The sequence below is a fragment of the Nonomuraea sp. NPDC050556 genome (assembly GCF_044457355.1).
GTDB lineage: Bacteria > Actinomycetota > Actinomycetes > Streptosporangiales > Streptosporangiaceae > Nonomuraea.
The window spans coordinates 806,861-829,964 of record NZ_JBITGU010000004.1 but is presented as its reverse complement, the minus strand read 5'-3'; the positions used below and the strand labels follow the sequence as shown (position 1 = coordinate 829,964).

At 70.4% G+C, this 23,104-nt stretch carries 17 protein-coding genes and 1 riboswitch; of the genes, 7 read left to right on the top strand and 10 right to left on the bottom strand.

The genetic code is table 11. The annotated features are described in order from the left end of the window. Nucleotides 1–190: 190 nt before the first annotated feature. The 3 genes from ACIBG8_RS40905 to dacB form a co-directional block, all read right to left on the bottom strand. Nucleotides 191–2,350: an acyltransferase family protein gene (locus ACIBG8_RS40905; protein WP_397348598.1), complete on the bottom strand. Its 2,160-nt coding sequence runs from the start codon at nt 2,348–2,350 to the stop codon at nt 191–193. A 100-nt stretch (nt 2,351–2,450) separates the two neighbouring features. Beyond that, nucleotides 2,451–3,800, bottom strand: a complete 1,350-nt coding sequence (locus tag ACIBG8_RS40900; protein WP_397348597.1) for a glycosyltransferase — start codon at nt 3,798–3,800, stop codon at nt 2,451–2,453. A 369-nt stretch (nt 3,801–4,169) separates the two neighbouring features. Further along, the gene (gene dacB / locus ACIBG8_RS40895) at nt 4,170–5,714 is read right to left on the bottom strand and encodes a D-alanyl-D-alanine carboxypeptidase/D-alanyl-D-alanine-endopeptidase (RefSeq protein ID WP_397348596.1); all 1,545 of its coding nucleotides are present in this window, start codon (nt 5,712–5,714) and stop codon (nt 4,170–4,172) included. A gap of 123 nt (nt 5,715–5,837) precedes the next feature. On the opposite strand from dacB, the gene ACIBG8_RS40890 reads away from it, so the two are divergent. Beyond that, entirely contained in the window at nt 5,838–7,160 is a 1,323-nt protein-coding gene (locus tag ACIBG8_RS40890) for an MFS transporter (protein WP_397348595.1), read from the top strand. Here the strand turns inward: ACIBG8_RS40890 and ACIBG8_RS40885 are convergent. Continuing rightward, a complete protein-coding gene (locus ACIBG8_RS40885) occupies nt 7,129–7,686 on the bottom strand; it encodes an FHA domain-containing protein (protein WP_397348594.1) in 558 nt (185 codons plus the stop codon). The two genes, ACIBG8_RS40890 and ACIBG8_RS40885, sit on opposite strands and share 32 nt — an antisense overlap. 88 nt (nt 7,687–7,774) lie before the next feature. On the opposite strand from ACIBG8_RS40885, the gene ACIBG8_RS40880 reads away from it, so the two are divergent. From ACIBG8_RS40880 to ACIBG8_RS40865, 4 genes are read left to right on the top strand one after another with little or no spacing between them, the layout of a single operon-like run. Next, nucleotides 7,775–8,287: a PadR family transcriptional regulator gene (locus tag ACIBG8_RS40880; protein WP_397348593.1), complete on the top strand. Its 513-nt coding sequence runs from the start codon at nt 7,775–7,777 to the stop codon at nt 8,285–8,287. Further along, complete coding sequence (locus ACIBG8_RS40875; protein ID WP_397348592.1) at nt 8,284–8,976, top strand: ABC transporter ATP-binding protein; 693 nt, start codon at nt 8,284–8,286, stop codon at nt 8,974–8,976. The genes ACIBG8_RS40880 and ACIBG8_RS40875 overlap by 4 nt, the downstream gene beginning before the upstream one ends. Next, nucleotides 8,973–11,492, top strand: coding sequence for an FtsX-like permease family protein (locus ACIBG8_RS40870; protein ID WP_397348591.1), 2,520 nt, complete (start codon nt 8,973–8,975; stop codon nt 11,490–11,492). Before ACIBG8_RS40875 ends, ACIBG8_RS40870 begins: the two co-directional genes overlap by 4 nt. 15 nt (nt 11,493–11,507) lie before the next feature. Continuing rightward, complete coding sequence (locus tag ACIBG8_RS40865; RefSeq protein ID WP_397348590.1) at nt 11,508–13,742, top strand: ABC transporter permease; 2,235 nt, start codon at nt 11,508–11,510, stop codon at nt 13,740–13,742. A gap of 1 nt (nt 13,743) precedes the next feature. Here the strand turns inward: ACIBG8_RS40865 and ACIBG8_RS40860 are convergent, their stop codons facing one another. Continuing rightward, nucleotides 13,744–14,595 (bottom strand): hypothetical protein, encoded by an 852-nt coding sequence (locus ACIBG8_RS40860; RefSeq protein WP_397348589.1) that lies wholly within the window; start codon nt 14,593–14,595, stop codon nt 13,744–13,746. 645 nt (nt 14,596–15,240) lie between these two features. Here ACIBG8_RS40860 and serA point away from each other — a divergent pair. Continuing rightward, nucleotides 15,241–16,830: a phosphoglycerate dehydrogenase gene (gene serA, locus ACIBG8_RS40855; protein WP_397348588.1), complete on the top strand. Its 1,590-nt coding sequence runs from the start codon at nt 15,241–15,243 to the stop codon at nt 16,828–16,830. Nucleotides 16,831–17,308: 478 nt separating this feature from the next. Here serA and ACIBG8_RS40850 read toward each other — a convergent pair whose 3' ends face one another. From ACIBG8_RS40850 to ACIBG8_RS40835, 4 genes are read right to left on the bottom strand one after another with little or no spacing between them, the layout of a single operon-like run. After that, entirely contained in the window at nt 17,309–18,205 is an 897-nt protein-coding gene (locus tag ACIBG8_RS40850) for an ROK family protein (RefSeq protein ID WP_397348587.1), read from the bottom strand. Beyond that, nucleotides 18,202–19,386, bottom strand: a complete 1,185-nt coding sequence (locus ACIBG8_RS40845) for a sugar ABC transporter permease (protein ID WP_397348586.1) — start codon at nt 19,384–19,386, stop codon at nt 18,202–18,204. The genes ACIBG8_RS40850 and ACIBG8_RS40845 overlap by 4 nt, the downstream gene beginning before the upstream one ends. Next, a complete protein-coding gene (locus ACIBG8_RS40840; protein WP_397348585.1) occupies nt 19,379–20,092 on the bottom strand; it encodes an ATP-binding cassette domain-containing protein in 714 nt (237 codons plus the stop codon). The genes ACIBG8_RS40845 and ACIBG8_RS40840 overlap by 8 nt, the downstream gene beginning before the upstream one ends. Continuing rightward, on the bottom strand, nt 20,093–21,178 hold the full coding sequence (locus ACIBG8_RS40835; RefSeq protein WP_397348584.1) for a sugar ABC transporter substrate-binding protein: 1,086 nt from the start codon (nt 21,176–21,178) through the stop codon (nt 20,093–20,095). It lies immediately after the preceding gene. 88 nt (nt 21,179–21,266) lie between these two features. Between ACIBG8_RS40835 and ACIBG8_RS40830 the strand changes: the two genes are divergently transcribed. Then, nucleotides 21,267–22,424 carry an ROK family protein gene (locus ACIBG8_RS40830; RefSeq protein WP_397348583.1) on the top strand — a complete coding sequence of 386 codons (1,158 nt, stop codon included), beginning with the start codon at nt 21,267–21,269 and terminating at the stop codon, nt 22,422–22,424. Here ACIBG8_RS40830 and ACIBG8_RS40825 read toward each other — a convergent pair. Further along, on the bottom strand, nt 22,408–22,971 hold the full coding sequence (locus ACIBG8_RS40825; protein ID WP_397348582.1) for a C40 family peptidase: 564 nt from the start codon (nt 22,969–22,971) through the stop codon (nt 22,408–22,410). The genes ACIBG8_RS40830 and ACIBG8_RS40825 overlap by 17 nt on opposite strands. Continuing rightward, a riboswitch (cyclic di-AMP (ydaO/yuaA leader) is annotated at nt 22,959–23,096 on the bottom strand. It overlaps the preceding gene by 13 nt. Nucleotides 23,097–23,104: the final 8 nt, after the last annotated feature.

Here is a 23,104-nt window from a genome sequence, read left to right as displayed (position 1 = left end):
TCTATCTCGCCTGTGCCCCACTGGGGTGCCGGGCATCCCGGGTAGCAGGTGCCGAGGTCGTGTAGCCAGTTGGATGAGATCTTGCCTGTGCCGGTGAAGTCGTCGCGGAACACCTCGTGCCAACCCCCTCCACCTCCACCGCCGCATCCGGCGGTGGAGAGGAGCAGGAGGAGGCTTAGCAGGACGCGCCTCATAGGACCGTGGGGATCAGGTCGAGGTCTTCGAGGTCCTGTTCCAGCCTGGGGGCCAGGCGTTCTACCGCTGTGTTGGTGAGGTGGGAGTCGTCGCGGTAGAGAACCACACCGTCCAGTTCTGCGGGGCAGGTGGGGGTGGTGGCTGGGCAGAGTACGTCGTTGGCCTGGATGTGCCAGATTCTTGGGCGGCTCGTCTTGGACAGCGGGTCTTCTCGCTGGGTGCGGGGGAAGGTGCACTGGGCGGCTGGTTTGGTGGACAGGCAGGCTGGGATGTCCAGGCCGGGCATGGGGGTGTCGCGGAGGTATACGAGCGGGGGGCCTATGCGGCCGAGGCGTTCGAGGGTTGTTGCCCAGGCCTTGGTTGTGGTTGCGGGGTCGGCGTAGGTGTCCAGTGAGGTGAAGAGGATCAGGCGGGGTGCGGGCTCGGATTCCAGGCGTCGCAGGGTGTTCTCGCGCCACGTGTCGCATTCGTGGTATTCGCGGCCCAGCCTGGGGTCGATGACGGTGAGGGTTGGTAGGGGGCAGCCTGGTTTGGTCAGCATCTCCAGCGTCCAGCCGCGTCGCTGGGCTATGCGTCTGGCCATGGTGAACCACTGTCCTGCGTGGGAGTCGCCGATCAGCACGATTCGCTCGCTGCCAGGGGTGGTCCCGGTCCTTGTGCTCGTCCCGGTGCTAGCGTCCGTCCCCGCGCTGGCGTCCGTTCCGGTGCCAGAATCCGTTCCGGTGCTGGTCCTGGTCCCGGTGCCGGTGTCCGTCCCGGTCCCCGGGTTGGTCCCGGTGCCGGTTTCTGCGGAGCGGCCGTAGGTGGGGGTGGGGGTGAAGAGGCAGGGTGGGCTGATGGTGGCGGTCAGGGCGACCTCGCAGCCCTGTGATGGTGGGTAGTCGGTTCTGGCCGCGGCCGCGTTCACGGTGGGGGCGGTGGCGGCGACCGTGACGGTGGTCGTCTGGTCGGGTACGGCGGCGCGGCCCAGCAGCAGTGCTGCGGTCACCGGGATGATCATGGCGGCGGTGCCCACGGCCAGGCCGCTGCGTGGGCGGGCGGACACGACTGGCGAGAGCCGTACCGGATTCTCGATCAGGTGGAGGGTCAGCCAGGAGGGCAGCACCGAGGCCAGGGCCAGTGCGGCCTTGATCGGCCATGGTTGCTGGCCGAGTGCGGCTTCGGTGAGTACGAGAACCGGCCAGTGCCAGAGGTACCAGGAGAAGGAGAGTTTGCCCAGGAAGCGCAGCCATGGCAGGGAGAGCAGGGTGGAGATGGGGGAGCGGAACAGGATGATCGCTGCGGTTCCGAGTGTCGGGGCGAGTGCCTCGGGGCCTGGGTAGGCGGTCTCGCCGAGGGGCAGGGACCAGGCGAGGGCCACCACGCCTGCCGTTCCGAGCAGGGCCGCGAGAAATCGGGGCAATGTCCCGATTGGGGAAGTGAGGGCTGGCGTTCCTGGGCGGGGTGAGGTGAGGGATGGGGTTTCAGAGCGTGGTGGAGTGAGGGCTGGGGGTTTGTCGGTGAAGAGGCGGGTTACGTGGGGTGTGGCCAGGGCGGCCAGGGCGCCCACGCCGAACTGCCACGCGCGGGACGGCGAGGCCAGATAGGCGGCAGGGCCGTCCCACGTGAGGCAGAGCGCGAGCGACCCACCGGTCAGCACCACCGCCAGCACACCCACGAGCCGACGCCCAGCCACCCAGAACGCCAGCAATGCCAACGGCGCCCACACCAGGTAGAACTGCTCCTCCACCGCCAGCGACCAGTAATGCAGCAGCGGGCTGGGATCCCGCTCAGCGGCGAGGTAGTCGGTCTGCTGCCCGATGAACCGCCAGTTGGCGATGTAAAGGGCAGCGGTGAGCACGTCGCCCGCCAGGTCCTGCAGCCGCACGCCGGGAAGCAACACCCATCCCGCGACAGCCGTCACGACCAGCACCACACCCGCCGCGGGCAGGATGCGCCTGGCCCGCCTGGCGTAGAAGTCCGCCAGGGAGAAGCGCCCCTGGCCGAGGTCGCGCAGGATCAGCCCGGTGATGAGGAACCCGGAGATCACGAAGAAGACGTCCACGCCGACGAACCCGCCCCCCAGCCCGGGAACGGCCGCGTGGAACCCCAGCACGAGCAGGACCGCGACCGCGCGCAGCCCCTCGATGTCGTCCCGGTGCGCCCACCCGCTCATGGCGCCAGGGGCGGGAGTACGGCCCAGCCGGAGGCGAGGACGGCGGCGAACAGCAGCAGCGCGGTAATGGCCAGAGCCTCGGGCCAGCGCAGTCGGTGGTTCATCGGAGTGATCTCCAGAGATCGCGGATCAGCGGAACGGCGATGTAGGTGCTGGCCACGGCGAACGCGGTGAGCGCCCAGTAGTGGTCCCAGCCGTACTGGGGTGCGCGCCAGGCGATGCCCGCCCAGGTCGCGGCGGTGGTGAGGGCCAGCCAGGCGAGCGCGATCCGGCTCACGGTGCGGACCAGTCGCGAGCGCGCCTGCCCTGCGCCGCTGGGCTCCCACGCGGCGACCTGGTTGCGTACGGCGTGCCAGATCGCGAACAGATGGCAGTACGCGTAGAGCGTCTGCGCCCGGAACACCTCGAACCGGTAGCGCCCCACCGAGACCGCGGGCAGCAGCACGAGCGAGACCCACAGCGGCCCGATGAACGGGATCATGTGCCAGGCCCGGACGTCCCCCGGATACCCGAACAGCATGATCAGCCCAGGCAGCGGGATCGCCGCGATGTTGATCGCGGACACGAAGTAGGACAGGAACCCGCTCCAGTAGGAGACCCGCACCCGCCAGGGCATCGGCGTGGTGTGGAAGTCGCGGCTGAACAGCAGGCTCAGGCACCCCATCGCCCAGCGGTACTGCTGGGCGACGTAGGAGCTCACGTTGTCCGGCGACAGCCCCTTGGCCAGTAGGACGGGCACGTACTTGGTGCGCAGCCCGTGCCGCATCAGCGCGACGCTCGTGTAGATGTCCTCGCTGTGGTCGATCTTGGGGAAGCCGTCGATCTTGTCCAGCGCCTCGCGCCGGTAGACGACGTTGCTGCCGACGCAGATGGCGCCGCCGTCCGCGTCGCGCGAGGGCTGCAGCCAGCGGTAGAACAGTTCCTGCGCCGCGCCCGCCGTGCGCTGCACCCACGGCATGTCCGGCTCGGTGTCGAAGAACTGCGGCGACTGCGCGATCGCGACCTGCGGGTCCTCCAGGTAGGGGACCAGGTGGTGGAGGAAGTCGGGCCGCGGGCAGAAGTCGGCGTCGAAGACGGCGATCAGCGGCGCGTCGCTGAGGCCGAGCCCGTGGTTGAGGTTGCCCGCCTTCTTCAGGTGGCCGCGGTCGGGGCGCGAGTCGTAGCGGAAGCCGTACTCATCAGCAAGATCGGCGACTTCCGGCCGGGCGGCGTCGTCCAGGACCCAGGTGGTGAGCGGACCGTTCCACTCCATGGCGGCCACGTGGACGAAGGTGTTGCGCAGCACGTCCAGGGGTTCGCCCAGCGTCGGCAGGAAGACGTCGACAGCCGGTACGGCACGCGGCCGCCACGACCGGACCAGCAACAGGTGTGATTCCCAGGTGGTGGAGCGCTGGCGCTGGCCGTCCACGAAGGAGAGCAGCCAGCCGGTGAGGTTCGCGACCAACGCCACGAGAAAGGGGATGAGAATCGGATGGCGCAAGGAGAATAAGAACAATGTTCCAGCGGTAAAGGTTAACGATAAGGGGATCGCAAGCAACACCCAACGGCGCTGGGGCCCAAAATAGAGCGATATTTCGGAATCAGTTGGTGGCTGTGGAAGGAAATTCTGCTTTTCTGTCCGTGCGGCGACCATGGTGGATGACACGCCACGAACCCCCTGTTTCTCAGGCATCCCGCGTCCTACAGTAAAGAAACCTACCTATAGGGACGGGGGTGCTGAGAGAACGGACGGTTAAGAGAACGGTTGTTGTGGCGTACTTCACACGATAATGAAAAGAACCCGGCCACCATCGGTGACCGGGCTCCCGTCAATGGGAAATCAGCACTCTGCTGGCTTGAGCCACGAGCACTCGAGGTCCGGCGAGTCGGCGGCCGGAGTTTCCGACCGGAGCTGGACCGTGTTGTCCGGGTTGGCCCGGCTGAACTTCGCGAGCCGTACAGCGATCTTGTCCTCGATGTCCTTCGGCGAGCCCGAGAGGTACTGGTTGAGGAGGATCGAGAAGACCAGCGGCTCGCCGTCCGCGCTGGTGACGTAGCCGGACAGCGACGTCACGCTCGTCAGCGACCCCGTCTTCGCGTGCACGTTGTTCGCCGCCGGGGTGTTGCGCATGCGGTTGCGCAGCGTGCCGCCGGTGAAGCGGTCGGCGTTGCCCGCGATCGGCAGCGCGTCGTACCAGGTCTGGTACCACGGCTTGCCGCGCACCGCGAGCAGCAGCTGCGTGATCGAGGTGGGCGTGACGCCGTCGCGGCGCGAGAGGCCGGAGCCGTCGCGCAGGTTGAGCACCTTGACGCCGTTGGCGGCCGCGAAGTCGCTGGTCACCTTGAGCCCGGCCGACCACGTGCCCTGCCCGGAGACCTTGCGGCCCATGGCCTTGGTGAGGATCTCGGCGTGCATGTTGTTGCTCAGCTTGAGGAACGGCACGAGCAGCTGGCTCAGCGGCATCGACTGGTGCTTGGTCAGCTCGGTGGCGTTCGCCGGGGCAGCGCCGGTGACCGTGGGGCCGAGGACGCGCACGCCGTGCTTGGTCAGCGCCTTGCGGAACAGGGAGGCGCTGTAGGCGGTCGGGTTGTCGACGGCGACCCACTCGTCGTAGGGGTCGGCCACGGTGCCGGTGATGACGACCGTGTTGGTGCTGTGCTGGCGCTCGATGAGAACGTCGGTCTCCGCGCCCACGGTCGCCTTGTTCACGATCTTCAAGTAGTCGGTCTCCGGCGTGGTGGTCACCTTGACCTTGTCGCCGTCGGCGGCCACCGAGACGATCACCGATCCGGCGTCGTAGTCGGTGTCGGGGGAGGCGGTGAGCGCGGAGATCTGCGCCGCGTAGTAGGCGGTCTCGTCGTCCCAGGCCCAGTCCTGGCCCAGTCGTACGGAGTCGAACCAGGTGTCGTCGGCGACCAGCTTGCCGGTGACGAGCTTGACACCCGCGTCGGCCACCTTCGCGGCGAGGGCGTCGTAGTCGGCCGCGAGCATGGTCGGGTCGCCGGTGCCGCGCAGGACGAGGTCGCCGGTCAGGGCGGACCCCACGCGACGGCCACCGGCCAGCACGCTGGTGTCGAAGCGGTAGTCGAGGCCGAGCGTCTCGGCGGCCGCGGCCGAGGTGAACAGCTTGGTGTTCGAGGCGGGCGTCATGAGCTTGCCCGCGTCGGTGGCGTAGAGCTCCTCGCCGTTGGCCGCGCTCTTGACCACGACCGCCGCGCGGCCGACGGTCAGGCGGGAGTCGCCGAGTATCTGGTTGATGTCCTGGACGAGGTCGGCCACGCCAGGTGAAGGGTCGAGGGCGGTCGCCGGCGACGTGGGGCTGGACGCCCACGCCAGGGTCGCGACCAGCGCGCCCGCGACGAGAGAGGCAGAGGTGCGCCGCATGTGGGTCTCCAAATGGGGCTGGGGGTTCTCCATCGGATCATGAGCCGGGCGCGCCGGGCTGTAATCCGCAAATTTCCGTATCTTTAGGTACCGAACGGACGCTCGTTCGGCTGTAATGTGGCAATGGCCACAGCCCTCGCCACCGTGCCGCGCAGCGTGCGGGTCGGTTACGGCATCGGATCGTTCTGCACGGGCACCTTCTCCACGGTCCCCGGGCTGCTCCTCCTCTTCTACATGACCAATCAGCTGGCCGTACCCGCCTGGCTGGCCGGGCTCGTGGTGTTCCTGCCCAAGGTCTGGGACATGATCATCAACCCGTGGGTCGGGCAGCGCTCGGACCGCACGGTATCCAGATTCGGCGCCAGACGCCCGTGGTTGCTGCTCGGCGCGCTGACATTGCCGCTGACGTTCGCGCTGACGTTCGCCGGACCGCCGCTGACCGGCGTGCCCGCCGCGCTGTATGTGGGGTTCTTCTTCTTCCTCACGGCTACGGCTTTCGCCTTCTTCGAGGTGCCGTACAAGGCGATGCCGCCGGAGATGACCGACGACTACCACGAGCGCTCGTCGCTGCTGCAGTGGCGGATGATCTTCCTGGGCGTCTCGATCCTGCTCTCCGGCGCGGTCGCCCCGATCATCGCCAACGGCTCGGGCGGCTACCGGCTGATGGGCATCGTCATCGGGACCATCCTGCTCGCCGCCATGCTGGGCACCTTCTTCGGTACGGCCAAGGCCCCGGTCGTGAGCCACGCGGAGGCGGAGCCGTCCATCAAGGCCCAGCTGGCCGTGGCGCGGACCAACAAGCACTTCCTGATCCTGCTCGGGTTCAGCTGCGCGCAGATGTTCGCCGCGGGCACGATGCTGGCCGGAGCGCCCTACTTCGCCACCTACACGCTCGGGAACCCGGACGCCACCACCACGCTCTTCGCCTGCCTGGTCGGGCCGATCCTGCTGACGATGCCGCTATGGGTGTGGCTGGCCAAGCGGCTGGACAAGCGCGGCGCGATGGTCCTGGCGTCGGTGCTGTTCATGTCAGGCGCGGCGGGGATGGCGCTCACGCCGCAGTTCGGCTCGATCTACGCGCACGTGTGCGTGTTCTTCGTCGGCGTCGGTTACGCCGGGATCCAGCTGCTGCAGTTCTCGATGATGTCCGACGTGATCGCCCACGATGCGATGACCACGGGCAAGCGCAGGGCCGGGGTGTTCACCGGGCTGTGGACGGCGTGCGAGACCGTGGTGTTCGCGTTCGGCGCGCTGGTGCTGAGCTGGGTGCTCGGCGCTGCCGGGTTCGTGGAGTCGGACGCCAAGACGCGCATCGAGCAGTCGGACTCGGCGCTGCAGGCGGTGCTGTTCGGCGGCACGCTGCTGCCCGCCCTGTTCATCGCCGTGGCGATCGTGCTGACCCGGCGCTACCAGCTCAACGCGGAAGTGATGGCTGGCCGGAGCTGACCAGGAAGCCGCAGTCGCCGAAGGAGATCTCGTCGCCCGACCTGACCCGGGCCGGGCCGACGAGGCGCCAGCCGTTCAGCCTGGTGCCGTTGAGCGAGCCGAGGTCGACGAGCATCCAGCCGCCGTCGCCCTCGCGGCGCAGCTCGGCGTGCACGCGGGAGACCGTCAGGTCGGACAGGACCAGGTCGCAGGCCGAGCCGCGGCCCACGACGTAGCGGAGCCTGCTGTCGTCGGGCAGCGCCAGCCTCGGCAGGCGCGGCCTGCGCCACGCCGACTGCAGGCGGGTCGTGAAGTCGGAGACCGAGGCCACCATGTCGGTCAGGCGTTGCCGGAACGTGGCAGGCGGGGGCAGATCGGCGACGAGCTCGTCCAGCTCGTAGCGGTTGCGAGCCCTTAACGCCTGGTCCACCCGGCCCAGGAAGGTGTCGTGGGACAGCCTTCCCTCGACGGCGCGGTCGCGGAGCTCGCCGATCGCGCGATCACGTTCCCCATCGGAGGCGCGAAATGGGGGTTGCGTCGAGCTCATCTCCCGAGTATCGGGCGGAACTGTGTTCCGTGTCCAGAATACGGGGATCTCTTGCCTTCAGCATACTGCGTATGCATACTCAGTATTCATGTCGATCAGGCACGGGCTCCTGGCCCTTCTGAGCCGCGGACCGCACTACGGCTACCAGCTGAGGTCCGAGTTCGAGTCGTCCACGGGGGCGACCTGGCCGCTCAACATCGGCCAGGTCTACACGACGCTCTCCCGCATGGAACGCGACGGTCTCGTCGCGCCGGGAGAGGCGGATGACCAGGGCCGGGTCGTCTACACGATCACCGAGGCCGGTCGGGCCGAGATGGAGCGATGGTTCAGCACCCCCGTCGCCCAGTCCGACCGGCCCCGGGACGAGCTCGTCATCAAGCTCGCGATGGCCATCGCCGCCAGGTACGACGGGGTCGAGGCGGTCGTCAGGACGCAGCGCACCGCGACCATGCGCACGCTGCAGGAGCTCACCCGGGCCAAGCGCGCTGCGGAAGGCGCGACGGGGCAGCGGCTCGTGCTCGATTCCATGATCTTCCAGGCCGAGGCCGAGCAGCGGTGGCTGGACCACTGCGAAGCCGTACTCAAGGAGGCTCTTCAATGACTGTTGTCCGGCTGAGCGAGGTCGGAAGGGTGCACGACGAGGGGGCGGCAGCCGTGCACGCGCTGCGCGGGGTGAACCTGGAGGCGGCCGCGGGCGAGCTGGTCGCGGTCATGGGGCCGTCGGGGTCGGGCAAGTCGACCCTGCTCAACCTGGCCGGCGGGCTCGACCTGGCCACCACGGGCACCGTACTCGTCGAAGGCCAGGACCTGGCCGGGGTGAAGGACCTGGCGGCGCTGCGGCGCAGAAGCGTCGGCTACGTCTTCCAGGACCTCAACCTCATCCCGTCGCTGACCGCCGTGGAGAACGTCATGCTGCCGCGCGAGCTCGACGGCGTGCGTTCGGGGCAGGCGCGGGCCGAGGCCCTGGCGGTGCTGGCCGAGGTGGGCATGGAGCACATGGCGGAACGGTTCCCCGAAGAGGTGTCCGGCGGGCAGCGCCAGCGCGTGGCCATCGCGCGGGCGCTGGTGGGGGAGCGGCGGTTGTTGCTCGCCGACGAGCCCACGGGGGCGCTCGACACCAGGACGGGCGACGAGATCCTGCAGATCCTGCGCGCCAGGGCGGACGCGGGGGCCGCCGTGCTGCTCGTCACCCACGAGCCGCGCTACGCCGCGTGGGCGGACCGGGTGGTGTTCCTGCGCGACGGGCAGGTGGCGGACTCGACGGACACGCCGCTGGAGAGTGCCAGATGAGGGCGCTACTGCGCCTGTCGTGGCGCGACATCCGGCGGGCGAAGGGCCGCAGCGCGCTCGTCATGGCCATGATCGGCCTGCCGGTCCTGGTCATCACCTGTGCCATGACGATCATGGCGACCGTCGACGTCAACAGCCGCGAGGCGCTCGGCGGAAACCTCGGTGCCGTCGCGGAGGCCGCGGTGTTCACCACGGGTACCCAGGGCCCGATCGAGCAGGATCCCGACGCCAACGGCTACTCGTCGGGAGAGCGGCGGTCAGGCGCCCCGCTCACGGGGGAGCAGGTGGCGAAGCTGCTCGGCGCGCGGCGCGTGCTGCCCTACAACGTGGGCTTCGCCGAGGCGTGGCTGAAGGACGGTTACGACGAGGTCGGCGCCGTCGAGCTGGACGTGCGCGACCCGCTCACCCGGGGGATCCGCACCCTGGTCAGCGGCGCCTTCCCGGCCTCGCCCGGCGAGGTGATGGTGTCCGAGGGGCTGGCGGAGCGCGGCGTCGGGGTCGGCGACACGATCAAGGTCACCCGCGAGCCGCGCCAGGTGCGCGTGGTCGGTGTCTACAGGCACCCCCACATGACCTCCGTCCTGGAGGTCACCGGCATGCCAGGCGTCCTGCTCCCGGCGCGCCAGGAGGACCGCGGCACCGGCTGGCTCGCCGACACGGCGGCCCCGGTCACCTGGGAGGCCGTGCAGAGGATCAACAAATCGGGCCTTCGCGTCGTGTCAAGGGCGGTGATCAACGACCCGCCGGGCGCCGTCCCCTGGAGGATGGCGATCAGCCATCGGGAACTCGTCGTCGCCGTCGCCACCGGGGTGGTCATGGCCGTCCTGGAGACGGTCCTGCTGGCCGGGCCCGCCTTCGCCGTGGGGCTCAGGCGCAGGCGCAGGGAGCTGGCGATGCTCGCCGCGCACGGCGCCTCGCCGTCCCACCTGCGTACCGTCGTGCTGGCCGACGGGCTCATCCTGGGCGGCTCTGCCGCCGTGCTCGCGACCGTGCTCGGCGTCGTGCTCGGGATCGCCGGCTCGCCCGTCGCCGGGCGGTTGGGCGGGATGCTCGGGCCGGTCGAGGTGCCCTGGCTCTACGTGCTCGGCGTGGCCGCCCTCGGGCTGGTCAGCGGGTTGCTCGCGGCGCTCGTCCCCGCCGTCCAGGCGGGCAGGCAGCCGGCGGCGCTCGTCCTGGCCGGCCGTACGCCGGAGATCCATGCCAGGGCGGGGCGGCCGCGCATGGGGCTGGCGCTGGCGGTGGCCGGGCTCGCCGCGACCTACCTCGCGCTGCGCGAGGACGACGCGTGGGTGCTCGCGGCAGCCGTACTCATCCAGCTCGGCCTGGTCGCGCTCATGCCCTGGCTGGTCAAGACCTCGGGGCGGCTCGCCGCCCGTCTTCCCCTCCCGATGCGGCTGTCCGTCCGCGACGCGGCACGACACCGCATCCGTACGGCTTCCGCCGCGGCGGCCGTCATGGCCACCACGACCACGGTCCTGGCCATCGCCATCAGCGTGAACAGCAACGACGTGGCCGCCCGTGACGCCTACTACCCGGGACTTCCCGCAGGCACCACGATGGTCGGCGCGCGCGGTGCCGACGACGCGGGCTGGGACAGGGTCAGGAAGCTGGTGGCCGAGCGGCTGCCCGCGCGCACGGTCGAGGCAGGCGCGGCGACCGACGCCCGCGGCAGGCAGCTCATGCTCGGCCTCACCACGGAGAACCTGCGCGGCTACCACGACAACAGCTACGGGCGGAACGGCGCCGACCTGCCCATCGGCGACCCGTCGCTGCTCAGGCTGGTCCAGGGGCGCGACGATCCAGTTGCCGCCGCAGCGCTCGCCGGCGGCAGGGCGGTGGTGTTCGACCAGGAACTGGTGCGGAACGGGCGGCTCATGCTGAGCGTGTCCGCGCTCGGAGAGGGGGACAGCCCCCCGTCGTTCAGCGTGCCGGCGGTCTACGCGCCGTCGGCCGACCCCCACCAGGGCGGCGCCGTACTCGCGCGCCAGGGGTTGGAGCAGGCAGGGCTCAAGATCGTGAACCGGCGCCTGTACGCGGCGGCCGTCCCGGCCGAGCCCCTCAGGTTTGAACGCGACCTGGTCGGGGCCGCCAGCGGGGCCGACCTCTACGTGGAGGACGGCTACGATCCCAACGCCCCGCTCCCTCTGCTGATCATGCTGGTCGGCGCGCTGGTGCTGGTGGTGGGCGGGACGCTGGTCGCCACCAGGCTCGCGGCCGCCGACCTGCGCCCGGAACAGGCCGCGCTGGCCGCGATCGGCGCGCCCGCGCTGACGCGGCGGCTCGTGCTCGCCACCCAGGCCGGGTACATCGCCGGGCTGGGGGCGCTGGTGGGCGTGGTGGCGGGTACGGTCACCGGGGTGGCGTTGGCCTGGCCGTACGCCATGGATCCGCGGGAGCACGCCGTGTCGGTGCCCTGGGGGTTCGCGCTCGCCGTGGCCGTCGGCCTGCCGCTGCTCGCCGCCCTGGTGGGTGGGTTGCTCCCGATCCGCGTCCGGCTGACCAGGCGGCTGGCGTGAGCTAGTCTCCGCGAGATGTGGATCACCCCCGCGCTTCGCCTCTCGCGACGCGGACTCCTGCGATCCAAGCGGCGCAGCGCGCTCACCATGGTGATGATCGGGCTGCCGATCTGCCTGATCACCGGTGTGCTCACGCTGCGGGCGACCCTGGCGGTCTCGCCGTCGGAGGAGGCTCCCGCGCTGGTCGCCGAGAGCGCGGTCGAGGTGCGGCTCGACCACGGGTTCGAACGGGTCCACGGCATGGAGGTGGACCTGCGGACGACAGGGGGCATGCGCACCCTGTCGTCGGGGCGCCTGCCCTCGGTCAAGGGGGAGGTCGTGGTCACGCCGCGGCTCTCCGGACGCCAGGTCCTGGAGACCAGGCAGGGGGCCAGGCTGAGAGTGGTCGGCGTGATCGACCACCCGAACAAGCCCAACACCCGCGAGATCGTCGCGCTGCCCGGCACGATGACCGCGAACACCTCGCCCCAGTGGCTCCCCCAGCCGGTCACGGGCCCCTGGCTGACGGCCGACTACGTCGACCCGCTGACCGTGATCATGGATGGGGCCGAGGCGGTCATGGCGATGCTGGTCACCGTACTTACGGCCGGGCCCGGATTCGCCGTCGGGTTCCGCGGGCGGCGCGACGAGCTCGCCGTGATCACCGCCCAGGGCGGCTCCGCGCGGCATGTCCGGATGGTGGCGCTGGCCGACGGCCTCACCCTCGGCGGACTGGCCGCGCCGCTCGCCGGAGCGCTCGGGATCGGGGCGGCGCTCCTGGTCGCGCCCCTGGCCGCCCGGTGGACCGGCACGATCGGACCGCCCGACGTGCCCTGGTCCTCGGTGCGGTGGATGGTGGTGCTCGGCCTGGTCAGCGCGGTGATCGCGGCACTGCTCCCGGCGCTGGGGCTTCGGGTCCGCCCGCGTGGCTGGTTGCCGGGGTTGGGGCTCTTCCTGCTGCTCGCCGGGGTCGCGGTGGCTGTGGGCGCGCTGTGGTGGACATGGTCTTTCGACTGGTTCAGGTGGATCTTTGCTGCCGCTGTGCTGGGGCAGCTCGGGCTCGTGGCGTTGACGCCGTGGCTGGTGGGGGTTTCCGGGCGGATCGCCGCGCGGCTGGGGCTCCCGCTGCGGCTGGCCGTACGGGACGCTGTCCGTCATCGGGTCCGTACGGCTTGCGCCGTCGCGGCGGTGTCGGCGGCGACGGCCTCGGCGATCGCCGCCGGGGTGGCGATCAGCAGCAACCAGCGGCACTACCGGGAGTCCTACGTGTCGTCGGTGCCCTTGGGAACCCTGTCGATCAGCGGGCGTGGGCTGGACGACGCGGGGTGGGCGCGGTTGCGCTCCGCCGTGTCTGCCGCGCTTCCCGGGGTGCCCGTGGTGGCAGGCCGCGAGGCGACGGCCATGCTCGCGTTGGAGCCGTTGACCTGCGTCGATCGGTGCAGGAGCTTCGCCGCGGACGAGCTGCCCGTCGGGGACGCGTCGCTGCTGGAACTGCTCCAGGGGAGGCGGGATCCGGTCGCCGTCGCGGCGCTGGCCGCGGGGAAGGCCGTGGTGTTCGACGGGCGGGCGGTGCGCGGGGGGCGGGTGACCGTGGGGCCGATCACGTTGCCCGCCGTGGTGGCTGTGGCGGCCGATCCGGCTCAGGGCGGGGGTGTGCTGCCCGCCGGTGCGGTGGAGGCTGCCGGACTCCGTACGGCGGAGCGGCGGCTGTATGTCGCGGGCACCTCCCGGGTGGCCGACCCGGAGGGGGCGCGGCGGGCGGCGAGGGTCCTGCAGGGGGACCTGCGGGCTGCTGCGGGGCGGGCCACGGTCCGGGTGGAGCTCGGGTACCAGACGCAGGGGATCCCCTACCTGTGGGCCGTTCTGGGGGCCGCGGCGGTGCTGGTGCTCGGGGCGACGTTCGCGGCCACGGGCCTCGCTGCGGCGGACCTGCGACCCGACCTGGAGGCCATGGCGGCCGTCGGCGCTCGGCGGGGGACCCTCAGGCTCGTGGTGGGCGCTCAGGCGGGCTACATCGCCGGGCTCGGGGCGCTGGTGGGTGCGGTGGCGGGTTTGGTGACCGGTACGGCGTTCGCGTGGCCGTTCACGGAGTGGGAGCCGGTCGGGGTCAGCGTGGACATGTCGGCTCCGCCGTTCACCGAGCCAGGGTGGCCCACGATCGGCGTCCCCTGGCTGCTCCTCGTCGCCGTCTGCGTGGGGTTGCCGGTGCTGGCCGCGCTGACGACCGCCGCCCTCGCGAGCCCTCCACCTCCCGGCACCCGCCGCCGCTGAGCTAGTCGGTGACGTCCGCGCAGACGACGTGGGCGCCGATCTCGATCATGCGGCGTTCGCTGCGTGAGTCCGCGACCCTCGCCATGAGGATCGGGGCCTCGCTCGCGGCGAGCTGCGGCAGCCGGGCGCGGACGCCCCGGTGCAGGTCGCGCACGACGTCCTCGGCGGCCGACATGTGCACCTTGACGTGGAGCATGATGCCGGGAGCCCCCGAGGCCGTGCGGGCCTCCGAGATCCACACGTGGTGCACCAGCGGGAAGTCCATCAGCAGGTGCGCGATCGCCTGCCTCAGCGCCGGGAGGATCGGGTGCGCGCACCGCCGGTAACCGGGGTCCACCTGCTGCATAGGGCCCGACAGGTGCGGGCGGGGCGCCGGGATCCACGACTGCGGCGGCGCCTCGACGGGCGGGGCGGCCTGGGCGACAGCCGTACCCCTGGAGACCATCGCCATCGCGCCCGTCGCATAGGCGGCGGGGACGGCGCCGGACAGGACCGGGGTGGGTCCGGTGCGGGTGGTCAGCAGGAAGCGCTGGAGGTCCTCGATCGGTACGGCGGCGGCCGCGGGTCCTGCCGCGTTGATGACGATCTCCCGCACGCCGGTGACGCGCTGGATGTCGAGGATCGTGTCGGCGTCGCAGGCCGAGAGGGAGTGGCTACCACGGTGCCGCGCGTAGGTCTGTGGCCCGGTGTAACCGAGCAGCACGCGGTCGCCGGCCTGGGTCGTGCCCAGGACCACGGACCGGTCGGGTCGCACGGCCACCAGGATTCCCCCATCGGCGAGGGCTGCCAGCAGGCGGTGGGGGCTGCCGTGCTGGACGAGCACATCCGCGAGAGCGGGGTTCCCGATGCTCATATGACGAACCATAGGTAGTTGCCCACGGCTTATCAGGCTAATAGCGAATAAATCTCTCGATCAAGACAAAGATGGGTGCAGTGTGGATGACTTTGCTTCCACCGGGGTACCCCCACCCCCTTCCCGCACCCCCCACAAACCCCTCAAACACCTCCCCGCCACCCCGCTTCGGGCCATCGGCTGCCTGGGCCTCCACTGGCCGCGGGGCTCATTGCCTCATGTGAGGTTCCCTCGTCTGCGGACCTCAGCTCATGAAGAGCCCGCCGGAAGGCGCGTGGCGGGTCACATGGTGAGCAAGGGGCCAGGCAGGCTCCAGGCACGGTGGCCGAGGAGAAGCGCGAGTGTCGGGGGCTGGGCGGCGACGGCGCGGGGGACGGCGGGCGGGGCAGGGCGAAGGGGGCGGGCGTCAGGGGGCAGGGTGAGCGCGGGGGTGGGCGTGGGGTGGCCAAGTGTGGGAGTTATTGGGGGCACCCCCGCATGTCATCCTGGAAAGGGAGGTCAGATGAGGGTTGAGGTTTCGGGCGGGGCCGTCTCAGATCCCGGGACCCTCGTGAATGCGTTCACAAGCGCGGATAGACTCATACGGATCCCGAGGGGCCCATCGCTGTGTCCCTCAGCCCGTCGCATGCCCCTAAGGATCCACCAGTGAACAAGCCCGTCGTCCTGGTCGCAGAGGAGCTGTCCGAGGCCGGCCTTGCCGTCCTCGGCGCGGACTTCGAGGTCCGTCACACCGACGGCGCCGACCGATCGCAGCTGTTGCCCGCTCTCGCCGGCGTGGACGCGCTCATCGTCCGCTCGGCCACGCAGGTGGATGCGGAGGCCCTGGCCGCGGCGCCCAAGCTGCGTGTCGTCGCCCGAGCCGGCGTAGGCCTCGACAACGTCGACGTCGAAGCCGCCACCAAGGCAGGCGTGATGGTCGTCAACGCCCCGACCTCCAACATCACCAGCGCTGCCGAGCACACCATCGCCCTCATCCTGGCCAGCGCGCGCAACGTGGCCCAGGGCCACGGCGCGCTCAAGGACGGCGAGTGGAAGCGCTCCAAGTACACCGGCGTCGAGCTCGACGAGAAGGTCGTCGCCATCCTCGGCCTGGGCCGCATCGGCCAGCTCGTCGCGCAGCGGCTCCAGCCGTTCGGCGTCGAGCTGATCGCCTACGACCCCTACCTGCAGCCGGCCCGCGCCGCGCAGATGGGCGTCAAGCTGGTGAGCCTCGACGAGGCCATCAGGACGGCCGACTTCATCACCGTGCACCTGCCCAAGTCCAAGGAGACCCTGGGTCTCATCGGTGACAAGGAGCTGCACGAGGTCAAGCCGTCCGTACGGATCATCAACGTCGCGCGCGGCGGGATCGTGGACGAGGGCGCCCTCTACTCCGCGATCAAGGAGGGCCGGGTCGCCGGGGCGGGCATCGACGTGTTCGCCAAGGAGCCCTGCACCGACAGCCCGCTGTTCGAGCTCGACCAGGTCGTCGTCACCCCGCACCTGGGCGCCTCCACGCACGAGGCGCAGGAGAAGGCGGGCACCCAGGTCGCGCGCAGCGTGAAGCTGGCGCTGGCCGGTGAGTTCGTGCCCGACGCGGTGAACGTCCAGGGCGGCGCCGTCGCCGAGGACGTCAAGCCGGGCCTGCCGCTGGCCGAGAAGCTGGGCCGCGTGTTCACCGCGCTGGCCGGCGAGACGGCCACGAAGCTCGACGTGGAGGTGCGCGGCGAGATCGCCGCCCACGACGTCCGGGTGCTGGAGCTGGCCGCGCTGAAGGGCGTCTTCACCGACGTCGTGGAGGACGCCGTCACCTACGTCAACGCCCCGCTGCTCGCCAAGGACCGCGGCGTCACCGTCGAGCTGGTCACCAGCGAGGACAGCCCCGACTGGCGCAACCTGGTCACCGTGCGCGGCGTGCTGGCCGACGGCCGCCAGGTGTCGGTCTCGGGCACGCTGTCGGGCTCCAGGCAGATCACCAAGATCGTCGAGGTCAACGGCTTCGAGATGGAGATCGAGCCGACCGACCACCTGGCGTTCCTCACCTACACCGACCGTCCCGGCATCGTCGGCGTCGTGGGCAAGATCCTCGGCGAGCAGGCGATCAACATCGCCTCGATGCAGGTGGCCCGGGACGTCAAGGGCGGCAAGGCGCTCATCGCGCTGACCGTCGACTCGGCGATCCCGGCCGAGGTGATCGACCAGATCGTCGCCGAGATCGGCGCGGACAGCGGCCGCTCGGTCGACCTGGAGGACTAGCGGCACCAGGAGCTCGAAGGCGGCTGCCACGTGGATCGTTCCCGTGGCAGCCGTTTTGCGTCTCAGCATGTGAGAAGTGAGGCGAATTTTCCGAGACGGCGAGGTAACGTGTTGGGAAATGCGCCAGGTACTCGTACTTATTACCTGCCGTGGCGGGGCCTGTTAGGGCAGGTCGACTACCCGCCACGGTGTGTGGCGTCGCGTCGGCCAGTAAGTCCCAGGTCGTCCGGTCCGTGACCCGGAACGCACGACATCAGGCCCGGTTGGATTCGAGACCGGAGTCCGGCAAGTCCTCATAACACGCCGATTCGAGACGAGTCACGTCATGTACGAGATGTACCCATGGAACCGCGCAGACGAGAACGAGGACCAGGCGGCCGAGGCCCTGCAGATGGCCCTGGACCGCAGGGACAACGGCGGCGCCCCCGACGAACGCTGACGGGCCGCCCGCCGTACGGCAGGCAGCCCGCGACGCGACCTAGAGCGCCGTCCGAGCCAGCGCCAGCGCGCCCAGCAGCGGTGCGTCGTCGGTGAACTGCGCCGCCCTGACCTCGGGCGGGAACGGTACGGCCCGCCGCAGCTCGGCCTCGAGCCGCGGGATGATCAGCTCCGCCGCGCCCATCATCCCGCCGCCCACGACCAGGCACGACGGGTCGAGCACCACGCACAGGTTCGCCACCGACATGGCCAGCGTGCCCAACGCGTCGTCCACCACCTCCCAGGCCTCGGACTGGCCGCGCAGCCCGCCGCCCCGCGTCCCTGAGGGCGTCGTGGCCGACGCGTGCGCGAGCAGCTCCGCCGCCGTCACCTCACGTCCGAGTACGGCGGAGCCGCGCGCTGCCAGCCCGCTGCCGGAGACCTGCTCCTCCAGCGGCGCCCGCCCGGCGTCGAAGGCGGGCTCGCCCGGGTCCACCAGGAGGTAGCCGATCTCGCCCGCCGCCCCGTGCGCCCCGGAGATCACCCTGCCGCCCACGATGAGCGCCGCTGCCAGCCCGGTGCCGAGGTTGAGGTAGATGCCGTCGGTGACCCCGCGCAGCGCCCCCCACCGCAGCTCGGCGGCCGCTGCCGCGTTCACGTCGTTGTCGATGGCGACCGGCGTGCTGCCGTACGCCTCGTGGAGCAGCCGGGGCAGCTCCAGCCCCTCCCAGCCGGGTACGTTCGGCGCGAGCCGTACGCGACCATCTCTGATCACCCCGGTCGTGGAGAAACCGACCGCTGCCGGTGAGCCGTCGAGGTCGCGGGCGGCGGCCAGCGCCGTCGCCAGCGGGTCGGCGCCCGTCTCCATCCGCACGTGCTCGGTGAGGAGCGGCCCGTCGGCGTCGGACAGGCCGATGGCGATCTTGGTGCCCCCGATGTCGATCCCCAGGACCCTCATCGGAGGCTGCCCCGCCTGGCCAGCGAGTCGATCGCGACGGCCAGCGCGAGCACGGCCGCCGTCACCATGAAGCGCACCGAGGAGTCGACGCTGAGCAGGAACATCCCGCTGGTGATCGACTGGATCACCAGGACGCCGAGCAGCGCGTCGTAGGAGCGCCCGCGCCCGCCGAACAGCGAGGTGCCGCCGATGACCGCGGCCGCGATCGCCATGAGCAGGATGTCGGAGCCGCCGGAGCCCTGGTTGACCGCGGAGAGCCGCGAGGCCGCGAGGATGCCGCCGAACCCGGCCAGCGTCGAGGCCAGCACGAACGCGCTGATCCTGATGAGCGTGACGTTGATGCCGGCCCGCCTGGCCGCCTCGACGTTCCCGCCGACGGCGAGCATCCAGCGGCCGAAGGCGGTGTTCCGCAGGATGATGTCGAACCCGACGACGAGCGCCCCGAAGATGATCAGCAGCAGCGGCACGCCGCGGTCGGCCGACATGACGGCGACAGCGGCTCCCAGCGCCAGGAACAGCCCACCGGCCCGCGCCAGCATCCACCAGAGCGCCGTCACCGGCAGCCCAGCGGCCAGCCGAGCCCGCCTGTTCCACCACCCGGTCCCGGCCAGGGCCAGCGTCAGCCCGGCCACGATGAGCCACGACAGCCAGGACGGCAGCCAGGTGTCGCTCAGCTTGGAGACGAACCCGGTGAACGGCAGGTTGATCGTGCCGCCCTCGCGCAGCAGGAAGAGCAGCAGCCCGAGCCAGCCCATCAGCCCGGCCAGCGTCACCACGAACGACGGCATCCTGAGTTTCGTGAACATCAGCCCGTGTAACAACCCGATGAGCGCGGCGACGCCCAGCGCGGCCAGGATGGCGAGGAGCGGGTTCCACCCCTGCTTGACGTGCAGGATCGTCATCACGACCGCGCACAGGCCGCTGACGGACCCGGCCGAGAGGTCGATCTCGCCGAGCAGCAGCACCATGATGATGCCGAGCGAGATCGTCCCGGTCGCCGCCATCTGCAGGGCCAGGTTGGTGAGGTTCTCCGGGGACAGGAACCGGTCGTTGAGCGTGCTGAACACGATGGCGATCGCGATCAGCCCGCCGACGACCGGCCACGCGCCCAGATCGCCCTGGCGCAGCCGCTCGACCGCGACCTTGGGGGTGTACGGCTTGCGCACAAGAGTGTCAGCCACTGGATGCTCCCGTGATCGCCGCGACGATCGCCTCCTGCGAGGCGTCAGCCGTACGGAACTCTCCCGCGTTGCGCCCCAGGCGGAGCACGACCACGCGGTCGCTCACCTGGCGCACGTCGGCGAGGTTGTGTGAGATGACGAGCACGGCGAGCCCGCGCTCGCGCAGCCGTCCGATGAGGGCGAGCACCTGCGCGGTCTGCTCGACCCCCAGGGCGGCGGTCGGCTCGTCCAGGATGACCAGCTTGGGTTCGCCGATGAGCGCCCTCGCGATGGCCACGGACTGCCGCTGCCCGCCCGACAACATCGAGACGGGCACTCTGATGTCGCGGATGCGCACGTCGAGCTGCCCGAGCAGCTCGCGCGTGGCACGCTCCATCTGGATGTGGCGCAGCCAGCCCTTCTCCCTGCCGAGGAAGAGGTTGGCCACCACGTCGAGGTTCTCGCAGAGCGCGAGGTCCTGGTAGACGGTGGAGAAGCCGAGGGCCTGCGCGTCGTGCGGGGAGGCGATCCTGGCGGGGTTGCCGTCCACGGTGATCGTGCCCTCGTCGGGCACGATCACCCCTGAGATCGCCTTGACCAGGGTGGACTTGCCCGCTCCGTTGTCTCCGACGAGCGCGACCACCTCACCGGAACGCAGGTCCAGGCTCGCGCCGTCGAGAGCCTGGACCGCGCCGTACCGCTTGGTGATGCCGGAAGCTGAGATCATTTACTGGATGCCCGCCTTCACGCAGGCTTCCTTGACCTCAGCCGTGCAGATGTCCTCGACCTTGTAGAACTTGTCCTTCACGATCGTGTCCTTGATCTTGTCCGCTGTGACGGCGATCGGGTCGAGCAGGAAGGCCGGGATGTCGGCCGTGCCGTTGTTCGCCTTGGTGGGCGCGGTCGGCTTCTCGCCCTTGGCCAGCGCCACCGCGAGCTCGGCGGACTTCTCCGCCTCTGCCCTGATGTCGAGGTAGATGGTCATGTTCTGCTCGCCGGTGAGGATGCGCTGGACGGCAGCGAGCTCGGCGTCCTGGCCGGTGATCGGCGGCATCTCCTTGTAGCCCGCCCGCTTCATCGCCGCGATCGCGCCGCCGGCCATGCCGTCGTTGGCCGACAGCACGCCCACGATCTTGTCGCGGCCGATGGCGGTGATCGCCTGCTCCATCTCCTGCTGGGCCTTGTCCGGGCTCCAGTCGGGGGTGTCGAACTCCCTGCCGACCTTGACCTTCCCGTCCAGGACGCTCTTGGCGCCCTTCTTGTAGTCGGCCGAGCTCGGGTCGGTGGGGGAGCCGTGGATCATCACGATCTCGCCCTTGTCCGCCGTGCCCTTGGCGTTCATGGCGTCGAGCAGGGCCTGGCCCTGCATCTCGCCCACGCGGACGTTGTTGAAGGAGACGAAATACTCGTAGTCGATGCCGGAGATCAGCCGGTCGTAGGCGATGACCGGGACCTTCTTCTGCTTGGCCTGGTTGACCAGGGGCGCCACCGCCGCCGCGTCGACCGCGTCGAGCACCAGGACGTCGGCGCCCTGGGTGAGCGCGGCCTCCACCTGCTGCTGCTGCTTGGCCGCGTCCTGGTCGGCGTTGCTGTACAGGATCTCGCAGTCGGCGCAGAGCACCTTGACCTTGGCCTCGAACAGCGGCCGGTCGAACGCCTCGTACCGGGTCGTCTTCGACTCCGGCAGGAACAGCGCGATGGTCTTCTTCTCTTCCTTCGGCTGGGCGGACTGCGTAGCAGTTCCCCCCGATGAACCGCAGGCGGCCGTCATCATGACCGCCGTAATGGCGACCGCTAACCACTCTCGACGCATGGTTGCCCTCCTTGTTTGGTAAGAAAGGTAATTTACTATCAAGGGGATTGGCTAGCCTTTGCGAGATAACAAGAGGGGGAGGGCGACCGTGCGTGGTGAGCTGGGCAATCCGCGGCTGCTGCGGGTGATGAACGAGCGACGCCTGCTCGACCAGCTGCATGAGCACGGCCCCGCGTCCAGAGCGGACCTGGCCAAGATCACCGGGCTGTCCAAGCCCACGGTCTCGGCGGCGCTGGCGGGGCTGGAGGAGGACGGACTCGTCCACCTGGTCGGCGAGGTGTCAGGACGGCCTGGGCCGGTGACCGCGCTCTACGACATGAACGCGGCCTCGGCCCACGTCGCGGGCATCGACATCGGCCGCGACTGGATCAGGGTCGTCGTCGCGGACCTGCGCGGCACGCTGGTGGGGCGCAAGGACGCGCGCAACACCGCGCGCAGCTCTGCGGCGCTGGCGACCAGGGTCGGCGAGCTGGCGCGGGCGGCGGCGGCCGAGGCCGAGCTCGAATGGTCGGCGATCACCAGCGTGGTCGTCGGGAGTCCGGGCGTCTACGACCCGAAGGTGGGCAGGCTGGAGTTCGCGCCCAACCTGCCGGGGCCCGACCTGGCTGAACGGCTGCGCTCCTCGCTCGACGCCGACCTGGTGATCGAGAACGACATCAACCTGGCGGCCGTCGGCGAGCACGTGTACGGCCAGGGCCGGGGCAAGGCCAACTTCGCCCTGGTCAGCATCGGCACCGGCGTCGGCATGGGCATCGTGGTGAACGGCGAGCTGTACGTCGGAGCCAGGGGAGCGGCGGGCGAGGTGTCCTACCTGCCCGCCACCGAGGAGCCCTCGGACGACGAGGCGTTCGAGCACGGCGCGACCGAGGTCGTGGCCGCCGCGCCCGGCGTGGTCCGCGCGGCCCGCGCGGCCGGGCTGGAGCTGGACACGGCCAAGGAGGTCTTCGCCGCCGCCGCGGCCGGTGACACCGTCGCGCTGGGCGTCGTCGAGGCCGAGGGCAGGCGCATCGGCGGACTGATCGTCGCGGTGGCCGCCGTGCTCGACCCCGAGGTGGTCGTGCTCAGCGGCGGTGTGGGACGCAACCTGGACCTGCTCGGCGAGGCCATCGAGCGGCGCATCGCCGAGCTGGGCCCCCTGCGTCCCACGGTGGTGGCCAGCACGCTCGGCGACAGCGGCGTGCTCATCGGCGCCGTGGCCCACGCGCGGGCGCGGGCCTGGGACCTCATCTTCAGAGATAGGCGGTGAGCGTGGCCGGTGGCGGCTGCTTGCGCTGCTTGACCAGGTCGGCCCAGAGCTTGACGCCCTTCGGGTCCGGCCTGACGGCGCCGACGAAGGCGTCGTGCCGCCACTGGCTGAGCTTCTCCTCCTTGACCACGTCGCCGCTGTGCGGGGCGTGCACCATGTAGCCGGGCTTGGAGATCATCCCGACGTGGCCGAGGCCGCTGAAGAAGACCAGGTCGCCGGGGCGGAGCTCGTCCCAGGAGATCTTCTTGGAGTAGGCAGAGTACTGCTCGGAAGCGGTGCGGGGGAGCTCGATCCCGGCCTTCTCGTACGCCCTGAGCATCAGGCCGGAGCAGTCGAAGCCGCTGTCGGAGGTGCCGCCCCACAGGTACGGGGTTCCGCGCTTGTCCATGGCGTAGTCGAGCGCCTCTTTCCAGGCGGGCGTCGGCTGGCGGGCTTCCTGGACCTTCTTGATGTCGGCGCCGGTCATGGTGGTGGCATCGGGGGAGTTGCCCAGGAGGGTTCCGGCGGCGACGAGCATGACGATGGGGGTCAGGGGATTTCCTTCCATACGGCCGACCGGGTTAGCTGACGGGCTCGGACCTGGAAGTGGCCCTACGGCGGGGGAGCCGATTAGCCCCGGGGGAGATTGGGTCCCCGGCTCCACCGCAGCGGTGGATTAGGCGTTGAGGACTCTAACGAAA